The sequence below is a fragment of the Bradyrhizobium sp. UFLA03-84 genome (assembly GCF_002289535.1).
Lineage (GTDB): Bacteria > Pseudomonadota > Alphaproteobacteria > Rhizobiales > Xanthobacteraceae > Bradyrhizobium > Bradyrhizobium viridifuturi.
The window spans coordinates 357,941-377,121 of sequence record NZ_NSJY01000005.1; the positions used below are offsets into that span (position 1 = coordinate 357,941).

Below are 19,181 nucleotides of genomic sequence, written 5' to 3' on the forward strand. Positions count from 1 at the left end.
GATGAGATCTCACGTCACCGGCGCACGAAGATTCGCTGTCGCGATCTTCGTGCGCAGCCACGCCTCGAACGCGGCGACATGGCCGCGGCCCTTGGCTTCGGCCGAGCGCACCAGATAGTAGGACACCGTCTCGACTTCGAATTCGGGGTGATCGAACGGTGCGACCAGCGTGCCCTTCTTCAATTCGTCGGCGGCAAGCAGTTCGCTTTCGAGCACCACGCCAAGACCTTCGACGGCCGCATCGATCGCCATGGTCGAACGGTCAAACCAGAGTTCGTGCCGAGCCTTGATGCTGGTCCCGATCACCTGGCGCAGATAGTCGGTCCAGGTCAGCGCGTTGGAGGAATGAATAAGGGTCGCGCGGCAGAGATCGGCCGGCTCACGCAGCTGCGCCTGTTCGATCAGCCGCGGGCTGCACAGCGGGCGCAACCGCTCCGCCAGCAGCGGTTCGGCCTGCCGGCCCTTGCCTGAGGGCGGGCAGCCATAGGCGATCGCAAGGTCGAAGCGGATGGTCTCGAGATCGCGCAGATCCGACATCGTCGACAGCCTGATCCCGATCTCGGGGTGCTGTTCGATGAACTCGCCGATCCGCGGCTGCAGCCATTTGGCGGCGAAGCTCGGGCCGCTCGCGATGAACAGATGGTCGCGCTGCGACTGCGGCGCCACCAGGCGCGTCGCGCCGACGATAGTTCCGAAGGCACGCTCGATCTCGCTGGCATAGACCCGTCCGGCACCGGTCAGCACCGCGCGCCCGGCGTGCCGGGAGAATACCGGAACGCCGAGGAAGTCCTCGAGTTTCTGGATGTGATGGCTGATCGCCGACGGCGTGACGCCAAGCTCATCGGCGGCCCGGCTGAAGCTGCCATGCCGCGAGGCGGCCTCGAACGCCAGTAGCGCCTTCAGCGGCGGCATGCGCGGCCGCTGCGTTGACTCCACTTCATCGGCCGGTGAATTTTTTGAACTGGCGACCATCCTGCCTGCCGGGTAACGATATCATTGTTGGCGCAGGCAAGTTTCGTACCGCAGACGTCCTGACGCAACAGCCACGTTACCCCAGACCCGACCCACGAATGGCAAGCGGATTCCGCATTGCCGCACGGCTCCGGCCGCGCGCGATCGCTCCCGCTTGCCTGAGGAGAAGCCATGACTTCCGCGCTGAAGGCCGCCGCCGACGAATTCCTGGTCCGCTATGGCGGCGACGTGTTCCCCAACCTCTTCACCTCGGCAAAGGGCACCATCGTCACCGACAGCGACGGCCGCGAGTATCTCGATTTCACGTCCGGCCAGATGTGCGCCACGATCGGCCACAACCACCCGGCGATCGTCGAGGCGGTCGAGCGCGCCGGCCGCAAGGCGTTCCACATGTTCAGCGGCATGATCCCTGAAGTGGTTGCCGAGCTTGCCCAGGTGCTGGCCACCGACTGGCTGCCGGGCGATCTCAAGCGCTCGATCTTCATCAACACCGGTTCGGAGGCGACCGAAGTCGCGCTCCGCATGGCCAAAATGTACACCGGCGGCTACGAGGTGCTGGTGCTCGGCGGCTCCTGGCACGGCATCACCGGCGGTGCCGCCTCGGTCTCGATGGCGAGCGATCGCAAGGGCTACGGCGTGCCGCCGCCCGGCGTGTTCGTCATCCCCGAGCCCAACGCCTACCGACCGTATATTGCGAAGGCCAGCGACGAGGAATCCGCCCTCGCCAATCTCGATCTCGCGCTGAAGATGTTCAACATGCAGTCGAGCGGCCGGGGTGCAGCGATCATCGCCGAGCCGATCATCAGTGCCGGCGGCGTGCTGGTGCCGCCGAAGGCGTTCATGGAGGCGCTGCGCAAGGCGGCGCACGACCGCGGCATGCTCTTGATCTTCGACGAAGCGCAAACCGCGTTCGGCCGCATCGGCAGGAAGACGGGCTCCGAATATTTCGGCGTGGTGCCGGACATCATGACGATGTCGAAGACGCTGGGCGGTGGCCTGCCGCTCGCCGCGGTGTCGATCACCGAGGCGATCGAGCACAAGCTGCACGACGATCATTTCACCTACTACACGAGCCACGTGTCCGACCCGCTGCTCGCGGAAGTGGGCCTTGCCGTGTTGCGCGTCATCGCCGCGGAGCAGCTGGTCGAACGCGCCAATGTGATGGGCGCCTACTTGCGCAACCGGCTCGAAGGTTTGCAACAGAAATATGAGCAGATCGGCGACATCAGGGGCGCGGGGCTCCTGCTCGGCGTCGAACTGGTCACCGATCGCAACAGCAAGAACGCTGCGCATCAGCTGGGCGGGCTGACCACCAGGAAATGCTTCGAGCACGGCCTCAGCATGAACATCCGCCGTCGTCCCGAGCGCGGATCGGTGTGGCGGATCGCGCCGCCGCTCACCGTCTCCGCCGACGAAATCGACCGGGCCACCGACATCCTCGACCGGTCTTTGCGGGAGAGCCTCGACGAATTGTCACGCAGCAAAGCCGGCTAGCAACAGGGGAGGCCGACATGATCCGTAACTGTTTCCACGCGTTGACACTCGCTACACTATCGATCACTGCATTCGAGTCCGGCACGGCTCACGCGGCGAGCGAGACGCTCGACAAGATCAGGGAGCTCGGTAAGATCACCTTCGGCTATCGCGAGGCCTCGATCCCGTTTGCCTTCATCGGCGCGGATCAGAAGCCGACCGGCCTCTCGCTCGATCTCTGCGGGGCGATCGCCGACAAGATCCGCGCCGAATTGCGACGGCCGACGCTTGCGACCGAATACGTCGCGGTCGATGCTTCCAACCGCATTCCGCTACTGCAGAACGGCACCATCGACATCGAGTGCGGCAGCACGACCAACACGGCCGAGCGGCAGAAGCAGGTGGCATTCTCGGTTGCGACCTATGTCGCATCGCCGCGCTGGCTGGTGGTCGATCAATCTCCGATCACCGACCTCAAACAGCTCGACGGGCAGACCATCGTGGTCACACAAGGTTCTCTCAACCTTGCCGGCGCCCAGAAGACCATCGCCGACCACAAGCTCAAGGTGACGATTGCGCAGGCCAAGGACCATGCCGAATCGCTATTGATGCTGCGGACCGGCCGCGCCGCAGCTTGGTTCGAGGACGATATCCTGGTCGCCGGGATGGTCGCCAACGCGCAGGACCCCAAGGCCTTCCGGATGCTCGCGGCGACCTATGCACCGACCTATTACGGGCTGATGATGCGCAAGCAGGACCCGGAGTTCAAGGCGCTGGTCGACGGTGCAATCAGAGAGAAGATGGCATCGGGCGAATTCGGCAGGCTCTATGCGAAATGGTTCGAGCAGCCGATCCCGCCGAGGGGGCAGAATTTGCAGCTGCCGATGAGCGATGCAATGAAGCTCCGCGTCGCCTCCCCCAGTGACGCGCTCATGCCGTAAGCAGTTCATATCCCGGCAGTCGCCGCAATGATTGTCTCCCGCAGCCAGCGATGCGCCGGCAGATCGTCGAAGCGGCGGTGCCAGCTCATGACGCTCTGCAGCTTCGATGCGTCGAATGGCAGCTCCCGCATCTCGATCGGATAGGCGCGGCGGAATTCGAGCGCGAGCTTACGCCCGAGGATCGCAACCATGTTCGATTGCACCAGGACGGCGCCGGCGGACAGATACGGCACATCGGAGGCGATGGTGCGCTCGGCCTTGCGGGCCCGCAGCCAGGCGTCGACGAAATCCAGATCCTCGCCGCTGGAGGTGATCGCAAGGTGCGGCAGCTCGACCAGCGTCTCGCCGGTCAGCTTCTTGCGCAACGCCGGATGACCGGCCCGCAGCACTGCGACGAAGCGGTCCTCGATCAACCGGCGGGACGCAAAACGCTCGCCATCCAGCGCTCGGGCGGAGATCGCAAGATCGAGCTCGCCGCGATCGAGCCTGTCGGCGAGATTCAAGGTCCCGCTCGGCACCAGCGTCAGCCGCACTTTGGGCGCCTGCGCGCGTACCGCCGCGATGACCGAACCGGCGACGACCACCGCGGCATAGTTGTTGACCGCAATGGCGAAGCGCCGCTCCGCCTGCGCCGGTTCAAAACGATCACCCTCGACCGCGAGCTGCAGCTCGCTCAGCGCCTTGCGGACCGGCAGCGCGAGCGCTTCCGCACGTGGTGTCGGCAGCATGCCGGACGGCGTGCGGACGAACAGCTGGTCTTTCAACGCATGACGCAGCCGGTTCAGCGCGTGGCTCACGGCGGGCTGGCTGATGGCAAGTGCGCCGGCCGCGCGCACCACGCTGCGTTCGCGCATGATGGCGTCGAACACCAGCAGCAGGTTGAGATCGAGATTGCGCATCCGCATGCTTCATCATGCACGATGTGAATTGGAGGATAAAGACAATTCATTTGAATAATATCGAGCCTGGGCCCAGCTTCCGCGCATGCCCGAGAGCCCGCACAGCGCCATCGCAACCCCGCCCGCTCGCACCACGCGCGTCCTGGTCGGCGTCCTGACCGTCCCCGAGGCCGCTGATTTCGCAGCCCCGGAGACCTTCGCGCACTGGCGGCGGCTCACGCCGCAAGCAGCATGGCTGCCGATCGCACTTCGCGAAACCAGCCATGCCGGCATCCTGAGCGGCGTCGCGGACGCGCTCGATCGCACCGCCACGGCGCCGCGGCACCTGATCCTGCTGGGCGAAGGGCACCTCGCGCGGCTCGTGCTCGAATTGGCGCTGCGGGGCGAGCTGCCCTGTGGCGGCATTGTCGCGGTCGACGTCGCCGCCGACGCACTGCCGTTTCCGGTGGCGCCGACGGCAACCGCGATCCGTCTCGTCATTCATCACAACGACGAAGCGCCGCACGGCGGCCTGATCGGCGCATTGCGCGCTGCCGATCTCGACGCACGCGTCATCAATCTCGACCTCGCCGCCGGCCGCGCGATGGAAGCGGCCGCGGCGAGCGCAACTGAAACCTTTGTCCTCGAGCTGGTCGCAACGATCGGCCGCCGGACCACCGATGGAGCTGGTAACCCATGACATCAAAGACCCTCAAAATGGCGGGCGCGTGCCTGGTGGCCGCCGCGGTCAGCGTCGGCCTCTATGCCGTGGATCGGCCGGACCGCGCGGCCGACAAGGCTCCGGCTGCAGCCCAGTCGAAGACGGTCGCGCCTGTCGTCCCGGTGACAGCGACGAAGGTCGCGCAGCACGACGTGCCGATCGTGGTCGAAGGGCTGGGCACGGTGACGCCGATCAACGCGGCCACCATCCGCACCCAGGTGCAGGGCACGCTCGACAGCGTCGATTTTGTCGAGGGCAAGCAGGTTAAGCGCGGCGATGTCCTCGCCAGGATCGACCCGCGTGTCTACGAGGCCCAGGTCGACCAGGCAGAGGCCGCGCTGGCGCGCGACGAGGCGAGCCTGAAGAACGCCAGGACCAATCTGGCGCGTACCCAGCCGCTCGCCACTCGCGGCTTTGCGACCCAGCAATTGCTCGATACCCAGGATTCGCAGGTCGCGCAGGGCGAAGGCACCGTCGCGCTCGACAAGGCCGCGCTGGAAGCCGCACAGACCCAGCTGAGCTACGCCACCATCACGGCGCCGTTCGACGGCGTCACCGGCATCCGCCGCATCGATCCCGGCAACGTCGTGCACCCGACCGATACCAACGGGCTTGTGGTCCTCACCCAGTTGCGGCCGATCGCGGTGATCTTCACGCTGCCATCCGGCGATATCCCCGGTGTCCAGCAGGCGCTGGCTTCCGGCGACGCGTCGGTCGATGTCTATGATGCCCAGAACAAGCACAAGCTCGACCACGGCAGCCTGATGCTAATCAACAACCAGGTCGACAGTTCGACCGGCACCGTGCAGCTGAAGGCATCGTTTCCCAACGCCGGCAACACGCTGTGGCCCGGCACCTTCGTCAACGTCCATCTGACGATCGCGGTTCGGCACAACGCGCTCACCGTGCCGCTGACGGCGGTGCGCCAGGGGCCGGACGGCGCCTTCGCCTATACGGTCGGCCCGAACAACGTCGTCGGCATCCGCAATGTCACGACCGGCCAATCGCGCGACGGACAGGTCCTGATCGAGCAAGGCCTCGCCGCGAACGAGACCGTGGTCACCGCGGGTCAGTACCGGCTCAATCCGGGGACGACAGTCGAGATCGTGCCCGACGACAAGAACGACCAGGTCCAGGACGCAACCACCGCAAGCGCAGGTATGCTGCCATGAACGTCTCCGCAGGTTTCATCCGCAAGCCCGTCGCCACCGCCTTTCTGGCCATCGCCATCGTGCTGGTCGGCATGATCGCCTTCGTGCGGCTGCCGGTCTCGGCGTTGCCGACGGTGGACACTCCGACCATCCAGGTCACCGCGCAACTGCCCGGCGCCGACCCGCAGACCATGGCCTCGTCGGTCGCAACCCCGCTGGAACGGCAGTTCGGCCAGATCGCCGGCCTGACCGGCATGAGTTCGAGCAGCGGGCTCGGCAACACCCAGATCACGTTGCAATTCGCGCTGAACCGCAGCGTCGATGCAGCCGCGCAGGACGTGCAGACCGCAATCGATGCGGCATCGGGGCAACTGCCCAAGACCATGCCGTCGCCGCCGACCTTCCACAAGGTCAATCCGGCCGACGTGCCGGTGCTGCTGATCGCGCTGACGTCGGACACCGAGCCGCTGACCAAGGTCGACGACTATGCCGACAGCATCCTGGCGCAGAAATTGTCGCAGGTGCCGGGTGTCTCGCTCGTCACCATCGGCGGCATGCAGAAGCCGTCGATCCGGGTGCAGGTCAATCCGGCCAAGCTCGCTGCCGCAGGGCTAGATCTCGAGCAGTTGCGTACCACGCTCGGCAACATCACCGTGAACCAGCCGAAGGGCGTGCTGTACGGCAGCCAGCAGGCCTATACGCTGGCGACCAACGACCAGGTGCTCGTCGCGAGCAAATATGACGATCTGATCATCGCCTATCGCAACGGCGCGCCGGTGCGTCTGCGCGACATCGGGCATGCCATCGTGGCGGCCGAGGATGTCACGCTGCACGGCTGGTACAACGACAAGCCCGCCGTCATCCTGGCGATCCAGCGCCAGCCCGGCGCCAACGTGATCAGCACGGTGGACGGCATCAAGAAGCTGCTGCCGCAGCTGGTGTCGAGCCTGCCGTCCGACATCAAGGTCACGATCGCCTCGGACCGTACGCAGACCATCCGCGCCAGCGTCGCCGACGTTCAGTTCACGCTGGTGCTGACCATTGCGCTGGTGGTCGGGGTGATCTTCCTGTTCCTGCGCAATATGTGGGCGACCATCATCCCCGCGGTCTCGGTCCCGATCTCGCTGATCGGCACCTTCGGCGTGATGTATCTGCTCAACTACAGCCTCGACAACCTCTCGCTGATGGGCCTGTCAATCGCGGTCGGCTTCGTCGTCGACGATGCCATCGTGATGATCGAGAACATCTCGCGGCACATCGAGGAAGGCCTTTCTCCGATGCAGGCCGCCTTGAAGGGCGCCGGCGAGATCGGCTTCACGATCATCTCGATCTCGGTCTCGCTGATCGCGGTGTTCATTCCGCTGCTGTTGATGGGCGGGGTGATCGGCCGCATGTTCCAGGAATTCGCTGTCACGGTCTGCGTTGCCATCGTCGTGTCGGTGATCGTCTCGGTGACGCTGACGCCGATGATGTGCGCCTATCTGCTGTCGCCGCACCAGGGCGCCGAGGCCGGGATCATCTCGCGCACGCTTGAGCGCGGCTTCGTCGCGATCCAGACCGCCTACGAGGCCGTGCTGGCCGCGGCGCTGCGCTACAAGGCCACGACCCTGTCGATCATGCTGGCATGCGTCGCGGTGACCGGCCTGCTGTTCGTGGCCATCCCCAAGGGCTTCTTCCCACAGCAGGACACCGGCATGATCACCGGCATCACGGAGGCCTCGGCCGACATCTCGCCGGCGCAGATGGCGACGCTGCAACGCAGCGTCATCGACGTCATTTCCAAGAACCCCTCAGTCGCCAACGCGACCGGCTATATCGGACCGGGCGGCCCGACCGTGACCGAGAACAACGGCCGCCTGTTCGTGCTGTTGAAGCCGCGCGCCGAACGCGACGCATCGGCCGATCAGGTGATCCGCCAGCTCGACACCGCACTGCAGAAGATCAAGGGGATGTCGGTGTTCATGCAGGCGACACAGGACATCAATCTCGCCAGCCGCCTGTCCAAGACGCAGTATCAGTTCACCCTCACCGACGTGAATCAGGACGAGCTCAATCTGTGGGCCGGCAAGCTGTATCAGAAGCTGAAGACGTTGCCGGAACTGGCCGACGTCGCGACCGACCAGGCCAACGCTGCGCGCCAGCTCAAGCTGCAGATCGACCGCGACGCCGCCTCCCGGCTCGGCATCGATCCGGCCGCGGTCGACAACACGCTCTATGATTCATTCGGCCAGCGTCACGTTGCCCAGCTGTTCACGACGCTCAACACCTACTACGTGATCCTGGAGGTCGATCCGTCGTTCCAGCTCGGCCCCTACGCGCTCAACCGCATCTATGTCCGCTCATCCGCGGGGACGATGGTGCCCCTGAGCCAGATCGCGAGCATCGACTACGGCACCGCGCCGCTTTCCGTGAACCATCAGAGCCAGTTTCCGTCGGTGACGCTGAGCTTCAACCTGGCGCCGGGCACGGCGGTGGGATCTGCGGTCGCAGCCGTGCAAAAGGCGACCGCCGATCTTCACGTGCCGTCGACCGTCGTCACCAGCTTCCAGGGCAATGCGCAGGCGTTCCAGGCGGCGCTCGCGTCGACGCCGATCCTGATCCTCGCCGCCTTGGTCGCCGTCTACCTGATCCTCGGCATGCTCTATGAGAGCACGATCCACCCGATCACGATCCTCTCGACCCTGCCGTCCGCCGGGCTCGGCGCGCTGGTCGCACTGTGGGCGTTCGGCCTCGGGCTCGACGTGATCGGGCTGATCGGCATCATCCTCTTGATCGGCATCGTGCAGAAGAACGGCATCATGCTGATCGATTTCGCGCTGCAGGCCGAGCGCCACCAGCATGTCTCCGCCGAACAGTCGATCTACATGGCCTGCCGGGCGCGCTTCCGCCCGATCCTGATGACGACGATGTGCGCGATGCTGGGCGGCGTCCCGCTGATGATCGGCACCGGCACCGGATCGGAGTTGCGCCAGCCGCTCGGCTTTGCCATCGTCGGCGGGCTGATCGTCTCGCAGCTGATGACGCTGTTCACGACGCCGGTCGTGTACATCTATCTCGACAGGATCAGCCGGTCGTTGGCCAACCTGCGCACAGCTGCGCGGAAGGACGCGCCGCACGAAGCCGGGGCGGCCTCGTGACCTGCTCGTCTCAGCCCGCGCGGCGGCGCTGGCCGCGCCACCAGAGGCCGAACGCGATCGTGACCGCGGCCGCCAGCGAGAACCAGGTGATGGCGTATTGCATGTGGTCGTCCTTGAGATGCACCTTCAGCGCCCCCGGCTTCGGCGTGCCGCTGTCGGGCACCGGCGACTCGAGGTCGATATAGAACGGTGCGACCTCTCCCCAGCCGAGCGCCTGCGCCATCGCGCGATGGTCGCGCACGAACCACAGCCGCTTCACCGGATCCTCTTTCGGCGTCAGCCGGCCTGGCGGCTCGGGATAGCGGATATAGCCGGTGAGCTCGACCGGCGCGCCGGTGACGAGGCGCCCGGTGACGCGATCCTCGAAGGCGCGGTCCTGCATCGTGTTCTGGACGAACCCGGTATTGATCACCACCGTCTCGCCGCTGGCGAGCTTGGCCGGCAGGAATGCCCAAGTGCCGGGTCCCGAAATGTCGTCGCGTACCGCGGAGCCGGAGCTGAACACCATCGCGTCGGGCAGTTTGGCGTAGGTCGCGGTCAGGGTAACGCGGCGGAATTCATCCTTCGCGGAGGTCACCGTCGGCCACGCCGATGGCGGCGGCAGCGCCTCGGTCGGCGCAGCAAGCCGGGTGTCGAGCGCGGCGATCAGCGCATGCTTCTCGACCCGGCGCTGCAATTGCCAGACGCCGAGCGCGATGAACACCGCGATCAGGATCAAGGTGAAAATGCCGAAGCCGGCCGCGCTCGGCCGGCGCGTAGAGACATCATTCATTTCGGGTCGCGCTCGATCAGTTGGCCTTCGGCGGCCTTGTGGTGGAATTGCAGCGCGATCAAAAGCGCCTTCATCGAGCGCAGCGGCAGGATCGTGGTCACCAGGATCAATGGCAGCCACAGCGCGGCGTGAACCCAGAATGGCGGCTGGTACTTCACCTCGACGATCAGCGCCGCCGCGACCACGATGGCGCCGGCCAGCATGATGATGAAGATCGCCGGGCCGTCGCCGGCATCGATGAAGGCGTAGTCGAGGCCGCAGGCCTCGCAGCGCGGCGCCAGCGTCAGGAAGCCGGAATAGAGCTTGCCCTTGCCGCAGCGGGGACAGCGGCAGGCGATGCCGCGGATCGCGCTCTCGGTCACTGTGGGCGGGGTATCGGTCATCGGCTCTCTATCAAAAGCAAAAGGGGCGGCCATCAGGCCGCCCCCTCTTAGCACGTCAGCGAAGTTAGTGTGCGCCGTGCGCCATCGACTCGGCGCCGTGGCCCCAGACGTAGATGCAGATGAACAGGAACAGCCAGACCACGTCGACGAAGTGCCAGTACCAGGCGGCGAACTCGAAGCCGAGATGCTGCTTCGGGGTGAAGTGGCCGGCATAGGCGCGGATCAGGCAGACCAGCAGGAAGATGGTGCCGACCAGCACGTGGAAGCCGTGGAACCCGGTCGCCATGAAGAAGGTCGCGCCATAGACATTGCCGCCGAACGAGAACGTCGCATGGGCGTACTCATAGGCCTGCACACAGGTGAAGCAGGCGCCGAGGATCACGGTGAGGATCAGGCCCTGCTTGAGGCCCTGGCGGTCGTTCTCGAGCAGCGCATGGTGCGCCCAGGTGACGGTAGTGCCCGAGGTCAGGAGCAGCAGCGTGTTGAGCAGCGGCAGATGCCAGGGATCGAAGGTTTCGATGCCGTGGGGCGGCCAGGTGCCGGGCACCGAGCAGGCGCCCATCGCCGTGCCGGCGCCGCAGCCGAACACCGCATCGCGCGTGGCGTGCACCGCATCGGCCGGGAACAGCGCCGAGTTGAAGAACGCCCAGAACCAGGCAACGAAGAACATCACCTCGGAGGCGATGAACAGGATCATGCCGTAGCGATGGCTGATCTGCACCACGCGGGTATGGTCGCCCTTGTACTGGGCTTCCTTGATCACGTCGCCCCACCAGCTCGCCATGGTGTAGAGCACGCCGATGGTACCGACGCCGAACACGATCGGGGCAGCGGAGAACATGTGGTGCATCCAGCCGATCGCACCGAGCGCCATGATGAAGGCCGAGACCGAGCCGACCACCGGCCACGGGCTCGGGTCGACGAGATGATAGTCGTGATGCTTGACTTGCGCCTCAGCCATTGCCGTCTCTCCATTCGCGTGCCGCAAGGCACGTCTTAATCTTAGAATTCCAATCTCATCAGCATGATCTTCCGGAAAACCGGTCTCCACTTTTCCGGATCATGCTCTAGCCGCCCTTGCGCTGCTCCGCCTCGCCCGCAGCCACAGGCTTCGGCGCGGCATCACGCACGGGGAAGAAGGTGTAGGACAAAGTGATCGTCTTCAGCGTGTCGTTCTCGCTGTCCTTGGCCAGCGCCGGATCGACATAGAACACCACGGCCATCTCGCGTTTCTCGCCCGGCGCCATGGTCTGTTCGGTGAAGCAGAAGCAGTTGATCTTCTGGAAATAGGCGCCGACCGTCAGCGGCGCGACGTTGTAGGCGGCCTGGCCGGTCGTGGTGCGCGCCGACTGGTTGGTCACGGTGTAATAGACCGTGACGACCTGGCCGATCTTGACGTCGACCGTGGTCTGCTCGGCCTCGAACTTCCAGGGCAGGCCCGGCGCGACGTTGGAATCGAAGCTGACCGCAATGGTGCGCTCGAGCGGCGCATCCGTCGGCACCGAGGTCGCGACCTGGGTGGTGCCGTTGAAGCCGGTGGTGCGGCAGAACCAGTTGTAGAACGGCACGGCCGCGTAGGACGCGCCGACCATCAGCACCACGACGAAGCCGCAGATCGACGCGACCATGGCGTCACGCGTCAGCATGCGGCGCGTCACCTTGGCGCCCTCGCCTTGCGGAGCCTGCGGTGCACCCTGGTTCGCCATCTCGCTCACAGCGGCCGCACCAGCACGGCCGGCCCCTTGACCAGGGTGACGGCGAAGAACAGCACCACCATGACGCCGAGCGCGAGCGCAATCGCGACCGAACGCTGGCGGCGGCTCTTGAGCTGCGCCTCGGTGAGGACGATGCCGTCTGGTTCGTTCTTGTCGTCCATTGCTATCCCGTGCGCCCCCATCTCGCCCCCCCGGCGTCCCTATCCGATGAAGACAGGCAGGATCGCGCGGACCACCACCTCGGCGAGGAGGACAGCGAACAGCGCGAACAGATAAAGGATCGAGAAGGCGAACAGCCGGCGCGTGGCGCGGTTGGCCGCAACACCCTCACGACGACGATAGACCTCGATCGCGAGCCACAGCATGCCGGCGCCGAGCACCAGCGAGGTGACGCCGTAGATCGCATCGAAATAGCCGAGCGGCCACGGCGCCAGCGCGATCACGACCAGCACGATGGTGTAGAGCAGGATCTGCAAGCGGGTGGCGTCCGGACCGGCGACCACCGGCAGCATCGGGATGCCGGCGCGCGCATAGTCGTCGCTGCGGAACAGCGCCAGCGCCCAGAAGTGCGGCGGGGTCCAGAAGAAGATGATCAGGAACAGCAGGATCGGCTCGACCGAGAGCGAGCCGGTCGCGGCGGCCCACGCCACCACCGGGGGCAGCGCGCCAGCGGCGCCGCCGATCACGATGTTCTGCGCGGTCCAGCGCTTCAGCAGTATCGTGTAGACCACGGCATAGAAAAAGATGGTGAAGGCGAGCAGCGCGCCCGCCACCCAGTTGACCAGGATGCCGAGCGTCATCACCGAGAAGAAGGCGAGCGTCAGGCCGAACGCAGCCGCCTCGGCCTGGGTGATACGGCCGCGCGGGATCGGCCGGTTGGCAGTGCGCGACATCAAGGCGTCGACGTCGCTCTCATAGGCCATGTTGAGCGCGCCGGAGGCACCGGCGCCGACCGCGATGCACAGGATCGATGTGAACGCCAGCACCGGATGCACATGGACCGGCGCGATCATCAGCCCGACCAGCGCGGTGAAGATCACCAGCGACATCACGCGCGGCTTCAACAGCGCGATGTAGTCGCCCACTTCGGCCTCGGAGATCCGGGGCAGTTCGATGGCGTTGTGATCGACAACCGACAAGATCAGGTCTCACTTCTCTAAGTAAAGGCGCGGCGCACCCAAGGTGCGCCGCGTTGTCTTGGACTTACTGCACGCGGGGCAGCACTTCGAACTGGTGGAACGGCGGCGGCGAGGTCAGCGTCCACTCCAGCGTGGTGGCACCCGCACCCCACGGATTGTTCGCGGCCTGCTCCTTGCGGACGAAGGCATCGATCACGCCGTAGATGAAGATCAGGACGCCGAAGCCGGAGATGTAGGAGCCCCAGGAGGAGATCAGGTTCCAGCCGGCGAACGCATCCGGATAGTCGACATAGCGGCGCGGCATGCCCGACAGTCCGAGGAAGTGCTGCGGGAAGAACACCAGGTTGACGCCGACGAAGGTGAACCAGAAGTGCGCCTTGGCGATCTTCTCCGAGTACATGTAGCCGAACATCTTCGGGAACCAGTAGTACCAGCCGGCGAAGATGCCGAAGACGGCGCCGAGCGACAGCACGTAGTGGAAGTGCGCCACCACGTAATAGGTGTCCTGCAGCACGCGGTCGACGCCGGCGTTGGCCAGCACCACGCCGGTGACGCCGCCGACGGTGAACAGGAAGATGAAGCCGACAGCCCAGATCATCGGCGCCTTGAATTCGATCGAGCCGCCCCACATCGTGGCGATCCAGGAGAAGATCTTCACGCCGGTCGGCACCGCGATCACCATCGTGGCGGCGACGAAATAGGCCTGCGTCGCCGAAGACATGCCGACGGTGTACATGTGGTGCGCCCACACCACGAAGCCGATGCCGCCGATCGCGACCATGGCGTAGGCCATGCCGAGATAGCCGAACACGGGCTTGCGCGAGAAGGTCGAGACGATCTGGCTGACCATGCCGAACGCGGGCAGGATCAGGATGTACACTTCGGGGTGGCCGAAGAACCAGAACAGATGCTGGAACAGCACTGGGTCGCCGCCGCCGTCAGCCGCAAAGAAGGTGGTGCCGAAATTGCGGTCGGTCAGCAGCATGGTGATCGCACCGGCGAGCACCGGCAGCGACAACAGCAGCAGGAACACGGTCACCAGGATCGACCACACGAACAGCGGCATCTTGTGCAGGGTCATGCCCGGCGCGCGCATGTTGAAGATCGTAGTGATGAAGTTGATGGCGCCGAGGATCGACGATGCACCGGCGAGATGCAGCGACAGGATCGCGAAATCGACCGCCGGACCGGGATGGCCCGAGGTCGACAGCGGCGCGTACATGGTCCAGCCCGCACCGACGCCGTTGGCGCCCGGCTCACCCTCGACGAAGGTGGAGAGCAGCAGCAGCGCGAACGAGGCCGGCAGCAGCCAGAACGAGATGTTGTTCATGCGCGGGAACGCCATGTCCGGCGCGCCGATCATCAGCGGCACCATCCAGTTGCCGAACCCGCCGATCATCGCCGGCATGACCATGAAGAAGATCATGATCAGACCGTGCGAGGTCACGAACACGTTATAAGTGTGCGTTTCGTGGAATATCTGGACGCCCGGGTACATCAACTCGGCACGGATCGCGATCGACATCGCCGCGCCGATGACGCCCGCGATCACCGCAAAGACCAGGTACATCGTACCGATGTCCTTGTGGTTCGTGGAGTAGAGATAGCGCCGCCATCCGGTCGGATGGTGGGCGTGATCATCATGGGCGTGATCGTCGTGTGTCGCTGCGCCTGTCGCCATGTTCAAAATCCTGCCTTGCAGTCCCTCTCGGACCTCGCGGTCCCGTCGCCCTTATTCCATCCGCCGCAATAAGCCGCTCGGCCTACTGCGCCGCCTGACCAGCCGAGGCGTAGGAATTCGCCGGGTTGGTCGCAAACTTCTTCTTCGCCCCTTCAACCCAGGTCGCGAATTCCTGGTCGCTGACGACCCGGACCGCGATCGGCATGAAGGCGTGGTCCTTGCCGCACAGTTCCGAACACTGGCCGTAGAACACGCCGGTCTTGGTGGCCTTGAACCAGCTCTCGTTGAGGCGACCGGGGACCGAGTCGATCTTCACGCCGAACGCGGGCACCGCGAACGAGTGGATCACGTCGGCGCCGGTGGTCTGGATCCGCACCACCTTGTTGACCGGGACGACCATCTCGTTGTCGACGCCGAGCAGACGGGGCTGCTTTTCCTTGTCGAGCAGCGAGTCGAATTCGAACTTGCCGTTATCCGGGTAGGCGTAGGACCAATACCACTGCTTGCCGGTGACCTTCACGGTGAGGTCCGGCTTCGGCACGTCGAGCTCCAGGAACAGCAGGCGGAACGACGGCACCGCGATGCCGACCAGGATCAGGACCGGGATCAGCGTCCAGGCCACTTCGATCAGGGTGTTGTGGGTGGTCTTGGAGGGGACCGGGTTGGCGCGGGCGTTGAACTTCACCACCACGATGACCAGCAACGCCAACACGAACAGCGTGATGACGGTGATCAGCACCAGCAAGAAGTTATGAAACCAGATGATGTTTTCCATCACCGGGGTCGCGGCTTCCTGCAGCGTGTGCTCCCACGGCGCCGGCTGCCCCATTTCGGCGAAGGCCGATCCCGCGGCGACAGACGCCACACCCGCTACCGCCAACCCCAGCAATTGCCTGCCCAACCGGCCAATCGACATCTTCATGCCGCTCGCGCTCCCTTGCATTATTCCCCAAAGCACCTCCGGCATGTGGCCGGAAATGCAGCACGATCCGCCCTGACAAACGGCCTTCCGGACATACCCGTCTCTGAGTCAAGGTGGGTACGGGAGCCAGATCGCTAGAACGCGTCGAAATCCAGCCTCTCAAACCATAATTCTCAGGCGCTCGCAATGCAGTAGTAGGGCCGAAAGCCATGCGCCTGCCATGAAGCTGCCGCTTGCGATTTTTCCCGCAGAATCAAGCGAAAGTCGCCGAAACGTCGCCGCATGCAGTTGACAGGGGGATTGCCGGATGTACCCACAGACACGGTAGCCCACAGGAACCTGATTCGCTGCGGGCTGCCCCAATCCGGCGCTGGAATGGCTTCAAGATCGCCTTCAAGGCGCCGTCATTGCGGTATCAGTCGGCTGTTGCGTGCTACCGGCGGCCGGAACGGCCGGACCCAACATTCTAGAGGATCGACCCGGATGGGCGCTTCGAACATTCAGGCAGGACGGGCGCTGCCGCGCTGGCTCGGCGCCCTCTTGGCGGCCGCATTTTCGCTCGGCCTGACCCAGGCGGCAAACGCGCAGGGCGCGGTGCGCTCGGTCCATGGTGACTGGCAGATCCGCTGCGACACCCCGCCCGGAGCCCAAGCCGAGCAATGCGCCCTGATCCAGAGCGTGGTAGCGGAAGACCGCTCCAATGCCGGCCTGACCGTGATCGTGCTGAAGACCGCGGACCAGAAGAGCCGGCTGATGCGCGTGGTCGCCCCTCTCGGCGTGCTGTTGCCCTCCGGCCTCGGCCTGAAACTCGACAATCAGGATGTCGGCCGCGCCGGCTTCGTCCGCTGTCTGCCCAATGGCTGCGTCGCCGAGGTCGTGATGGACGACAAGCTGCTCGGCCAGCTCAAGAACGCCAAGACCGCGACCTTCATCATCTTCGAGACCCCGGAAGAGGGCATTGGCTTTCCGCTCAGCCTGAACGGCCTGGCGGAGGGGTATGACAAATTGCCCTAGGTCGCGTGCTGCGCGAAATCACCGCCCAGCACCCCTCGCATAATAGTCGAACAACGCACTCGCATCGGCGGACAGCCAGTCCGCTTCACCCGTCAGATAGCCCTCGACCTTTCCGCTCATGCCGATCAAAAACGAGATCGGCATGCCGTAGAGCGCAAACGGCGTCCGGACCTCGGCGGCATCGACGCGTGAGACGAGACCGCCGGGATCGAAGCCGATCGCGAGGTGACGCAGCTTGAGCTGCTTGACGTAGGGCGCCACCAGCGCGCGGTTGCGATCGGTGCTGACGGCGATGATCGCGAGGTCGCTGCGGCCGCTCGCAGCGAGCCGGTCCAGCATCGGCAGTTCGGTCCGGCAAGCCGCGCACCAGGTGGCCCAGAAGTTCACCAACACCAGTCTGCCCTTGCGCGCGGTGAGATCGAGCGCGCCGCCGGCCAGCGACGGGATCGCAACCGGCGGGACTGGATAGGCGCCCTGCACCAGCGTGAACTGATGCCGGATGGTGCCGAATTGCGGCGGTCCCGACGCGGCGCGCACCGGCATCGCGAGCGCAGCGCCCGCGCCGATCATGCCGGCGACGACGGCGCGGCGCGTGGGCGCACGAACAACGGTCATGGTCAGTTCTCCGCTTGGCTTGACGGCTGCATCGCTCACGACCGGATGTAGGACCAGCCGGCTTCCTGCAATTCGACGATGCGGCCGGGCCCGTTCGGCACCAGATCCACATTGTCGAGCAGCACGAGCGGATGTCCCTCGGCACGCTCCATGCCGAGCTTGGTGGCCTCGCAGACCACGAAGCGGATGCCGGGCGTCAGCCCGTGCACCACCCGCAGCAGATCCTTCACCGGCGAGGTATCGGCGCGCAGCATGTGGACGCCGGCATTGTAGGCGACGACCTCGATCTCGAACGGCTCGTTGCGCTCCCGGTAATGTTTCGGGAGGTTGAGCGCGGTCGAGATCAGCGCCCGCATCGTGGTCGGGTCGTCGCTGTTGATCGGCAGCACAATGTGGTGCACGCGCGGCTCGGGCTGCTTTGAGCCGAGGTTTTTGGGCTCCGGCTTGGAGACCGCCGCGACCGAGCCGGCGAGCAGCAATGTCACGGCGAACGGCACCGCGAATGCAAGCACAAGCCCCGCGGCGAGCGTCAGGATGCGGCGGGAGACGCGCATTGCGGCGACCTCACGGCGCGGCCGCGAGCAGCGCGAACTGGCTGCGTTTGGCGTAGGCGACGATCGCGCTCAGGGCCAACAGCACGAGGGCGGGCACCGGCGAGCCGCCGATCACGAACAGGTGGCTGATGGTCGCGCCGACCATGATGCAGCTCAGCAGCACGCCGCCAAACGCTGCGACCGGGGGCAGCAGGATCAGGATTGCGCCGACCAGCTCCAGTGATCCGGTGAAGTAGCGGAACCACTGGCCGAGCCCGATGTGCTCGAATTCCTCGACCAGCATCGGCACGCCGTAGAGCTTGGCGGCGCCCGCGGCGGCGAAGGCCAGCGCAAGCAGTCCCCTGACGACCCAGAGACTGACGGATTTCCAGCGCGACGGCGCAGCGGCAACGGCAACTGACATTGATGACTCCTCGATTGATCGAAACGACCGGACCGCGCGGCCGCCTGACCGATCGGCGGCAGGCCCGCAGCTTTCGATGGACTAAATTCGGGAGTAAGATGAAAAGAACAAGTAGGATGCTTTTTGTGAGGTAGTATGAAAAAACTGACTATTGAGCCTGCCGAGCCTCCGGCGGCGTCCGAGCCGTGCAACGGCGACCTGTCGGCGCAATTTCATCGCGCGCTGTCGGTGCTGGCCGGAAAATGGAAGGGCGACATCCTCTGGCAACTGGTCGAGCGCAAACGGCGTTTCGGCGAGTTGCGGCAGGCGATCCCCGGCGTCACCCAGCACATGCTGACCACCCAGCTGCGCGACCTCGAGGCCAACGGCCTGGTCAAGCGCACGGTCTATCCCGAGGTCCCGCCCCGGGTTGAGTACGAGATGACGCCGTCGGCCAAGGCGCTCAAGCCGGTGTTCGACGAGCTCTTCCGCTGGGCGCAGGAGCACGGCTTCCCGACCTCGACCGGGAGCACCGCACAGCCGGCGCCGTCGATCGATCAAGGCGAGCCGAAAGACCAGCCCCGGAAGGCCGGGCGGCGCTCGCCGTGATGACGACAAGGTGAGTATCCCGCGGGGCTGCCGTGACCGATGTCACTGTCGCAGGCACTCCCGGTTTGCCACCCCAAACACTATGTTTGGCAATTGCCGTCCGGGCCTGGAACCGGGACCGG

At 65.3% G+C, this 19,181-nt stretch carries 20 protein-coding genes; 7 read left to right on the top strand and 13 right to left on the bottom strand.

Annotated elements, in window-relative coordinates; genetic code table 11:
• Positions 1 to 9: 9 nt before the first annotated feature.
• Entirely contained in the window at positions 10 to 912 is a 903-nt protein-coding gene (gcvA, locus tag CK489_RS04465) for a transcriptional regulator GcvA (protein ID WP_095731430.1), read from the bottom strand.
• A gap of 231 nt (positions 913 to 1,143) precedes the next feature.
• Between gcvA and CK489_RS04470 the strand changes: the two genes are divergently transcribed.
• Both CK489_RS04470 and CK489_RS04475 read left to right on the top strand, forming a co-directional pair.
• Entirely contained in the window at positions 1,144 to 2,466 is a 1,323-nt protein-coding gene (locus CK489_RS04470) for an aspartate aminotransferase family protein (protein WP_095731431.1), read from the top strand.
• Between the two features lie 17 nt (positions 2,467 to 2,483).
• Positions 2,484 to 3,386: an amino acid ABC transporter substrate-binding protein gene (locus tag CK489_RS04475; protein ID WP_095731432.1), complete on the top strand. Its 903-nt coding sequence runs from the start codon at positions 2,484 to 2,486 to the stop codon at positions 3,384 to 3,386.
• A gap of 5 nt (positions 3,387 to 3,391) precedes the next feature.
• Here the strand turns inward: CK489_RS04475 and CK489_RS04480 are convergent, their stop codons facing one another.
• On the bottom strand, positions 3,392 to 4,285 hold the full coding sequence (locus CK489_RS04480) for a LysR substrate-binding domain-containing protein (protein ID WP_245350255.1): 894 nt from the start codon (positions 4,283 to 4,285) through the stop codon (positions 3,392 to 3,394).
• Between the two features lie 85 nt (positions 4,286 to 4,370).
• Here CK489_RS04480 and CK489_RS04485 point away from each other — a divergent pair, with 85 nt between their 5' ends.
• Genes CK489_RS04485 through CK489_RS04495 form a run of 3 tightly spaced genes read left to right on the top strand, consistent with a single transcriptional unit; the run spans position 4,371 to position 9,273 of the window.
• The gene (locus CK489_RS04485) at positions 4,371 to 4,964 is read left to right on the top strand and encodes a hypothetical protein (protein WP_095731434.1); all 594 of its coding nucleotides are present in this window, start codon (positions 4,371 to 4,373) and stop codon (positions 4,962 to 4,964) included.
• Positions 4,961 to 6,157 (top strand): efflux RND transporter periplasmic adaptor subunit, encoded by a 1,197-nt coding sequence (locus CK489_RS04490; RefSeq protein WP_245350256.1) that lies wholly within the window; start codon positions 4,961 to 4,963, stop codon positions 6,155 to 6,157. Before CK489_RS04485 ends, CK489_RS04490 begins: the two co-directional genes overlap by 4 nt.
• Complete coding sequence (locus tag CK489_RS04495; RefSeq protein WP_095731435.1) at positions 6,154 to 9,273, top strand: efflux RND transporter permease subunit; 3,120 nt, start codon at positions 6,154 to 6,156, stop codon at positions 9,271 to 9,273. The genes CK489_RS04490 and CK489_RS04495 overlap by 4 nt, the downstream gene beginning before the upstream one ends.
• A gap of 10 nt (positions 9,274 to 9,283) precedes the next feature.
• Here the strand turns inward: CK489_RS04495 and CK489_RS04500 are convergent, their stop codons facing one another.
• The 8 genes from CK489_RS04500 to coxB all read right to left on the bottom strand — a co-directional run bounded on the left by CK489_RS04500 (position 9,284) and on the right by coxB (position 15,885).
• Positions 9,284 to 10,045 (bottom strand): SURF1 family protein, encoded by a 762-nt coding sequence (locus tag CK489_RS04500; protein ID WP_095731436.1) that lies wholly within the window; start codon positions 10,043 to 10,045, stop codon positions 9,284 to 9,286.
• Positions 10,042 to 10,428: a DUF983 domain-containing protein gene (locus tag CK489_RS04505; protein WP_095731437.1), complete on the bottom strand. Its 387-nt coding sequence runs from the start codon at positions 10,426 to 10,428 to the stop codon at positions 10,042 to 10,044. Before CK489_RS04505 ends, CK489_RS04500 begins: the two co-directional genes overlap by 4 nt.
• Before the next feature lie 64 nt (positions 10,429 to 10,492).
• Positions 10,493 to 11,389 carry a cytochrome c oxidase subunit 3 gene (locus tag CK489_RS04510; RefSeq protein ID WP_021076884.1) on the bottom strand — a complete coding sequence of 299 codons (897 nt, stop codon included), beginning with the start codon at positions 11,387 to 11,389 and terminating at the stop codon, positions 10,493 to 10,495.
• A gap of 106 nt (positions 11,390 to 11,495) precedes the next feature.
• Complete coding sequence (locus tag CK489_RS04515; RefSeq protein ID WP_050628321.1) at positions 11,496 to 12,134, bottom strand: cytochrome c oxidase assembly protein; 639 nt, start codon at positions 12,132 to 12,134, stop codon at positions 11,496 to 11,498.
• Between the two features lie 5 nt (positions 12,135 to 12,139).
• A complete protein-coding gene (locus CK489_RS04520; RefSeq protein ID WP_050628239.1) occupies positions 12,140 to 12,304 on the bottom strand; it encodes a cytochrome c oxidase system small membrane protein in 165 nt (54 codons plus the stop codon).
• Between the two features lie 39 nt (positions 12,305 to 12,343).
• On the bottom strand, positions 12,344 to 13,282 hold the full coding sequence (locus CK489_RS04525) for a heme o synthase (RefSeq protein WP_095731438.1): 939 nt from the start codon (positions 13,280 to 13,282) through the stop codon (positions 12,344 to 12,346).
• A gap of 64 nt (positions 13,283 to 13,346) precedes the next feature.
• Positions 13,347 to 14,963 carry a cytochrome c oxidase subunit I gene (gene ctaD / locus CK489_RS04530; protein ID WP_050628237.1) on the bottom strand — a complete coding sequence of 539 codons (1,617 nt, stop codon included), beginning with the start codon at positions 14,961 to 14,963 and terminating at the stop codon, positions 13,347 to 13,349.
• An 82-nt stretch (positions 14,964 to 15,045) separates the two neighbouring features.
• A complete protein-coding gene (coxB, locus tag CK489_RS04535; protein WP_095731906.1) occupies positions 15,046 to 15,885 on the bottom strand; it encodes a cytochrome c oxidase subunit II in 840 nt (279 codons plus the stop codon).
• 483 nt (positions 15,886 to 16,368) lie between these two features.
• Between coxB and CK489_RS04540 the strand changes: the two genes are divergently transcribed.
• Positions 16,369 to 16,899 carry an invasion associated locus B family protein gene (locus CK489_RS04540; protein WP_050628236.1) on the top strand — a complete coding sequence of 177 codons (531 nt, stop codon included), beginning with the start codon at positions 16,369 to 16,371 and terminating at the stop codon, positions 16,897 to 16,899.
• Between the two features lie 18 nt (positions 16,900 to 16,917).
• Here CK489_RS04540 and CK489_RS04545 read toward each other — a convergent pair whose 3' ends face one another.
• From CK489_RS04545 to CK489_RS04555, 3 genes are read right to left on the bottom strand one after another with little or no spacing between them, the layout of a single operon-like run.
• On the bottom strand, positions 16,918 to 17,514 hold the full coding sequence (locus CK489_RS04545) for a TlpA family protein disulfide reductase (protein ID WP_095731907.1): 597 nt from the start codon (positions 17,512 to 17,514) through the stop codon (positions 16,918 to 16,920).
• Positions 17,515 to 17,549: 35 nt separating this feature from the next.
• The gene (locus CK489_RS04550; RefSeq protein ID WP_095731439.1) at positions 17,550 to 18,068 is read right to left on the bottom strand and encodes a DsrE family protein; all 519 of its coding nucleotides are present in this window, start codon (positions 18,066 to 18,068) and stop codon (positions 17,550 to 17,552) included.
• Between the two features lie 10 nt (positions 18,069 to 18,078).
• Positions 18,079 to 18,471, bottom strand: a complete 393-nt coding sequence (locus tag CK489_RS04555) for a DoxX family protein (protein ID WP_095731440.1) — start codon at positions 18,469 to 18,471, stop codon at positions 18,079 to 18,081.
• A 135-nt stretch (positions 18,472 to 18,606) separates the two neighbouring features.
• Here CK489_RS04555 and CK489_RS04560 point away from each other — a divergent pair, with 135 nt between their 5' ends.
• Positions 18,607 to 19,059, top strand: a complete 453-nt coding sequence (locus CK489_RS04560) for a winged helix-turn-helix transcriptional regulator (RefSeq protein ID WP_095731441.1) — start codon at positions 18,607 to 18,609, stop codon at positions 19,057 to 19,059.
• Positions 19,060 to 19,181: the final 122 nt, after the last annotated feature.

Excerpts from the sequence above, each read along its gene's own strand:
- gcvA (WP_095731430.1), bottom strand. The coding sequence starts at position 912 with ATGCCGCCGCTGAAGGCGCTACTGGCGTTCGAGGCCGCCTCGCGGCAT.
- CK489_RS04470 (WP_095731431.1), top strand. The coding sequence starts at position 1,144 with ATGACTTCCGCGCTGAAGGCCGCCGCCGACGAATTCCTGGTCCGCTAT.
- CK489_RS04475 (WP_095731432.1), top strand. The coding sequence starts at position 2,484 with ATGATCCGTAACTGTTTCCACGCGTTGACACTCGCTACACTATCGATC.
- CK489_RS04480 (WP_245350255.1), bottom strand. The coding sequence starts at position 4,285 with ATGCGCAATCTCGATCTCAACCTGCTGCTGGTGTTCGACGCCATCATG.
- CK489_RS04485 (WP_095731434.1), top strand. The coding sequence starts at position 4,371 with ATGCCCGAGAGCCCGCACAGCGCCATCGCAACCCCGCCCGCTCGCACC.
- CK489_RS04490 (WP_245350256.1), top strand. The coding sequence starts at position 4,961 with ATGACATCAAAGACCCTCAAAATGGCGGGCGCGTGCCTGGTGGCCGCC.
- CK489_RS04495 (WP_095731435.1), top strand. The coding sequence starts at position 6,154 with ATGAACGTCTCCGCAGGTTTCATCCGCAAGCCCGTCGCCACCGCCTTT.
- CK489_RS04500 (WP_095731436.1), bottom strand. The coding sequence starts at position 10,045 with ATGAATGATGTCTCTACGCGCCGGCCGAGCGCGGCCGGCTTCGGCATT.
- CK489_RS04505 (WP_095731437.1), bottom strand. The coding sequence starts at position 10,428 with ATGACCGATACCCCGCCCACAGTGACCGAGAGCGCGATCCGCGGCATC.
- CK489_RS04510 (WP_021076884.1), bottom strand. The coding sequence starts at position 11,389 with ATGGCTGAGGCGCAAGTCAAGCATCACGACTATCATCTCGTCGACCCG.
- CK489_RS04515 (WP_050628321.1), bottom strand. The coding sequence starts at position 12,134 with ATGGCGAACCAGGGTGCACCGCAGGCTCCGCAAGGCGAGGGCGCCAAG.
- CK489_RS04520 (WP_050628239.1), bottom strand. The coding sequence starts at position 12,304 with ATGGACGACAAGAACGAACCAGACGGCATCGTCCTCACCGAGGCGCAG.
- ctaD (WP_050628237.1), bottom strand. The coding sequence starts at position 14,963 with ATGGCGACAGGCGCAGCGACACACGACGATCACGCCCATGATGATCAC.
- coxB (WP_095731906.1), bottom strand. The coding sequence starts at position 15,885 with ATGAAGATGTCGATTGGCCGGTTGGGCAGGCAATTGCTGGGGTTGGCG.
- CK489_RS04540 (WP_050628236.1), top strand. The coding sequence starts at position 16,369 with ATGGGCGCTTCGAACATTCAGGCAGGACGGGCGCTGCCGCGCTGGCTC.
- CK489_RS04545 (WP_095731907.1), bottom strand. The coding sequence starts at position 17,514 with ATGACCGTTGTTCGTGCGCCCACGCGCCGCGCCGTCGTCGCCGGCATG.
- CK489_RS04550 (WP_095731439.1), bottom strand. The coding sequence starts at position 18,068 with ATGCGCGTCTCCCGCCGCATCCTGACGCTCGCCGCGGGGCTTGTGCTT.
- CK489_RS04555 (WP_095731440.1), bottom strand. The coding sequence starts at position 18,471 with ATGTCAGTTGCCGTTGCCGCTGCGCCGTCGCGCTGGAAATCCGTCAGT.
- CK489_RS04560 (WP_095731441.1), top strand. The coding sequence starts at position 18,607 with ATGAAAAAACTGACTATTGAGCCTGCCGAGCCTCCGGCGGCGTCCGAG.